General features: G+C 68.0%; 4 protein-coding genes. 3 read left to right on the top strand and 1 reads right to left on the bottom strand.

The genetic code is table 11. The features are described from left to right. Nucleotides 1-230: 230 nt before the first annotated feature. Nucleotides 231-1,313 carry an A/G-specific adenine glycosylase gene (gene mutY, locus AUL32_RS17140; RefSeq protein WP_062117534.1) on the bottom strand — a complete coding sequence of 361 codons (1,083 nt, stop codon included), beginning with the start codon at nucleotides 1,311-1,313 and terminating at the stop codon, nucleotides 231-233. Between the two features lie 102 nt (nucleotides 1,314-1,415). Here mutY and AUL32_RS17135 point away from each other — a divergent pair, with 102 nt between their 5' ends. Genes AUL32_RS17135 through AUL32_RS17125 form a run of 3 tightly spaced genes read left to right on the top strand, consistent with a single transcriptional unit; the run spans nucleotide 1,416 to nucleotide 3,963 of the window. Next, on the top strand, nucleotides 1,416-2,168 hold the full coding sequence (locus AUL32_RS17135; protein ID WP_062117531.1) for a glycosyltransferase family 25 protein: 753 nt from the start codon (nucleotides 1,416-1,418) through the stop codon (nucleotides 2,166-2,168). Continuing rightward, nucleotides 2,165-3,394, top strand: coding sequence for an O-antigen ligase family protein (locus AUL32_RS17130; RefSeq protein WP_062117528.1), 1,230 nt, complete (start codon nucleotides 2,165-2,167; stop codon nucleotides 3,392-3,394). The genes AUL32_RS17135 and AUL32_RS17130 overlap by 4 nt, the downstream gene beginning before the upstream one ends. Next, nucleotides 3,391-3,963: a DUF721 domain-containing protein gene (locus tag AUL32_RS17125; protein WP_062117513.1), complete on the top strand. Its 573-nt coding sequence runs from the start codon at nucleotides 3,391-3,393 to the stop codon at nucleotides 3,961-3,963. Before AUL32_RS17130 ends, AUL32_RS17125 begins: the two co-directional genes overlap by 4 nt. The last annotated feature ends 266 nt before the right edge of the window (nucleotides 3,964-4,229 follow it).

Here is a 4,229-nt window from a genome sequence, read left to right as displayed (position 1 = left end):
CGCGCTCAGACAGACCGTGCGCGACGCCATGGCCAAGGCGGGGCTGTAGGATTCTAGAACTCGGGACAAATCCTTCCGGGGTCGGCTGGGCTTAGTCTTTCCGCTGTGGACTTCGTCGCAAATGCTTGGCCCTGCCGCCGGCATCGACTGCGCCTCGCTCGTTGCCCCCAACGAAAACCCCTCAACCATCCTCCACCCAGAGGTTTTGTTAGGCGCTCTCAGCCCTGCGATCAGCGTGGCTTCCGAACCGGAGCGCCGCTGACCGCAATCTCCACGGCCTTGCGCATCAGCGTCGGCAGGCCGGCCTCGTCCAGCCGATCGATCGTTATCCAGGTGCCGAACTCAGGCGGAGCTTCTTCCACGGTTGCTTGCCAGACCTCCAACGCGAGGTCGAAATGCGTGAAGCCGTGGGCGACTTCGCCAGCGAGCGTCCAGTCCGCCGCGAAGGGCGCGGCATCGCGGCCCGTCGCGCCGTCGGCCTTGGCGCTCCAGTCTGTGGTGAAGGGTTCTGCCATGCCGCCGAGCATGCCCGAACTCGGCCGCCGACGCAGGAGAACGGCGCCGTCGCCGCGCCGTCTCGCCACGAAGGCCGCCCCGCGCCGGGAGCGCTTGGGCTTCTTGGCCGCCTTTTTCGGGAACTCCTCCTGCCGCCTTTCGATCCGCGCCTCGCAGTCCTCGCCGATCGGGCAGAGAATGCAGGAGGGCGAACGCGGCGTGCAGATCGTGGCGCCGAGATCCATCATCGCCTGCGCGAAATCTCCCGCGCGCCTCGAAGGCGTCATGGCGGCCACATGCACGCGGATCAGCTTTCTCGACGCGGGCAGGGGCGTCTCGATCGCATGGAGACGGCTCGTCACCCGCTCGATATTGCCGTCCACCACCGGGGCCGGCTCGTCGAACGCAATCGCGGCGATCGCGGCGGAGGTGTAGTCGCCGATCCCTGGCAATTCGCTCAAGCCTGCGGCGGTGTCGGGAAAGCGGCCGTTGCGCCGGAGCGTCACCTCGCGGGCGCAGGCCAAAAGGTTTCGGGCGCGGGCGTAGTAGCCGAGCCCGGCCCAGGCCGACATCACCGCCTCGTCCTCCGCTCCCGCCAGCGCCTGGACCGTCGGCCAACGCTCGGTGAAGGCGGCGAAATAGTTTTTCACGGCCGCGACCGTGGTCTGCTGAAGCATGACCTCCGACAGCCAGACGCGATAGGGCTCGGGCCGGACGCCGCGTGCCCGGTCCGCCGGCGAAACGCGCCAGGGCAGGGTGCGGGCGTGGCGATCATACCAGGCGAGAAGCCGCTCGGAGACGGGAAGCGCCGCGCTCATGCCGCGTGCTTCGCTTGACTTCGGGCATGGGGCCGTCCATCCGACGCGACCACCTGCCCGATAAAGACGGTCTCCGAGGCCGCCGCCGAATGGGATTTGTGTTTGAAGATCGATTTCTTCGTCATCAACCTGGATCGGTCCCGCGAGCGCCTTGAAGCCGTTCGGGCGGAAGCCGCCGCGCTGGGCATCGACCTGATACGGGTCCCGGCCGTGGATGGAAAGACTGTCCCCGAGGCCGACCAGGATGCGCTGGACCGGGCGGGCTTCCTGCGCCGCCACGGAAAGCGGCCGATGCCGGGCGAATATGGCTGCTATGTCAGCCATGTCGCGGCACTGCGCCGCATCGCCGCCGGGGAGGCGGAGTCCGGCGTCGTGTTCGAGGACGACGTGCGCCCGCTGCCCGAGCTCCTGCCCGTTCTCCAATCGCTGAGCGAGGCCGACGACTGGGACGTGGTGCGCTTCGCCCATCATCGCCGGGTTCGCCGCAAGGCGATCCGCAACCTTGCGCAAGGTCGGCAACTCTTCGCCACCTACTTCGGTCCGACCGGAAGCGCTGCCGCCTATATCGTGCGACGCGAGGCGGCCGGGCGGCTGGCCGACGCGCTCGTTCCCATGCAGCTTCCCTTCGATGTCGCGCTGGAGCGCGGCTGGGCGACGGGCTGCCGCACGCTTGACATCTGGCCCGATCTCGTCGGCTTCGGCGCTCTGTCGAAGACCAGCCTGACGCGCGAGACCCGCCGCTACGGCGCGATGAAACTGCCGGTCTGGCGCCGCTGGCCGACGCTTCTGTTTCGCGCCGGCGATCTCGCCCGCCGCATCGGGCGCACCGCGCGCCTGCCGAGGACGCCCGCATGATCTCCGTTCGCCGCATGCTCCTCGTCCGACGACGGATCGACCCTTTGATCCTCGGCGCGGGCATTCTCTCGCTCGCGCTGATGTTGGGCGCGGGCAAGGTCGCCTTTCTGTTTTTCGCCGCGTGCGGCCTCTATCTGGTTGCGATCCGCCACCGGGTCTCTCGCCAAGCGCCCAAGGCGTTCAGCGCGCTTCTGTTGGCCTGGGCGCTCTGGCAGATCGGCCTCAGCCTCGTGCGAGGGGAGCCGGTCTCGGGCAATCGCGTCCTGTCCTATGCCGCGATCGAGTTCGCCATGGTGTTCCTGCCGGTCGGGCTCTGCCTCGTGCCACGCCCGCTTGATGCGCTGGCGACCGGCGCGCGCCTGGGGCTTGTCCTGCTGCTCGTCGCAGCGCCTATCGACTATCTCCTGTCGGACGGGCGCGTCGGGCTCGGCGCCAACGAGGCGCTGTTTGCGTTCGTCGCCGGCGTCGTCGGCGTCGCGGCGCGGCTTCCTGCGTGCCGGCCCTGGCGCTGGCTGCCGAATGGCGCGGGCTGGACCTATCTCTCCGCCGTGCCGATCCTGCTTTCGGGGACGCGCGCCGCCTTCCTGATCGTCGGCCTCGCCGCCCTGGTCGATCTCCTTCGCCTGTTCGGTCGGGGTTTTGGCAGGCCGTCGAAGCGTGTCGTGGCGTTGGCTCTGGTCGGCCTCGCGCTGCTCAGCTATCCCGCCGGGCTGATCGTCAGCGATCGGTTCGAGAGCGGCGTTACCGAGATGCGCTCCTTCGAGGAGACCGGCAAGGTGACCGGCTCGGTGGATGTGCGCATCGTCATGTGGCGCTCGGCGCTGGCGGTGATCGGCGAGCACCCGCTGCTGGGCGTCGGCGGAACGTCCAAAATGGCGGCGGCGGGCGAGAAGGCCGGCGCGAACGGCTACATGGTCACCTACTACCAGCATCTCCACAATCTGTTTCTGGACGAGGCTATATCGAGCGGCATGATCGGACTGGCCCTTCTCCTGTCGGTCTTCGCGGCCTTTCTCGCCACCGTCTTTCGCGGCACCCGGGATCGACCGTCGCGGGAAGCCGCGCTGCTTCTGGTCGGTTTCCTCTTCACCTTCGGCTCGTTTCACGGCGTGCTTCTGAACGAGTGGACCCTGATCGCGTTGTTCGGCACGATGGGAACCCTGCTGGCGGCGATCGGGCGGAAACCCACGTTGTCCAGTCGGATCGAGAAGCGGACCATGCGATGAGCGACGACAAGGGCCAGAGTGACAAGGGCCCAGGCGAGAAGGGCAGCGGCGAGAGCAAGAAGCGGCCGCGCGGCCCGCGCCCCTTGAGCGATCTCGTGGCCGATCTGGTGGACCCGATCGTTTCCAAGAAGGCGGGCATGACCTCGGGGCTCCTTTCGGCCTGGCCGGAGATCGCGGGCCTGCGACTGGAGCAGGGGTGCCGTCCGGAAAAGCTGCTCTGGCCGGCCCGGCGCAGCGAGGACGATCCGTTCCAGGGCGCGACGCTGGTGGTGGCCTGCGAAGGGGCGTTCGTCCTGCGCCTGCAGCACGAGTCGCACGAGCTGATCGCCCGGGTGAACGGCTATTTCGGCTACCCCGCCGTCGCGCGATTGAAGATCGTCCAGAAGCCCGTGGAGCATCACCGGATTAACCGAAAGATCCCCGTGAAGCCGTTGACCCCGCGCGACCAGCGCACGATCGCCGAGGCCACGGCCCGAATCGAAAGCCCGCGCCTGCGCTCGGCTCTCGAGCGTTTCGGCGAGGCGATTCTCGGTCGCAACGCCGCGGATCGCGAAAGAAACGGTCGCTAGGGCTCTTTTCACCGCGAATTGCGTCGCTTTGCGCGGTGGGAATGTTGGATTTGCCACATTCGCTACGCTAGTTCGGGCTCGGCGAAGCCGTGGGGCTTCTTTCGCAAAGGGCCGAGTTCCGACCATGACCAACCCGAACGACACGAACCGCCTGTTTCTTCGCGGCGCGGCCCTGCGCCGGCGCTCGGTCATCCTGGGCGGCGCGGCCCTTTTGGCGGTTGGAACGGCGGGCAGCGTCTTCGCCCAGAGCGCGACCACCTCTGAGG

The organism is Aureimonas sp. AU40 (genome assembly GCF_001463785.1).
In the GTDB taxonomy this organism is placed as follows: Bacteria; Pseudomonadota; Alphaproteobacteria; order Rhizobiales; family Rhizobiaceae; genus Aureimonas.
Note: the sequence above shows the minus strand (reverse complement) of the source record. Positions and strands in the feature narration are given on the sequence as shown.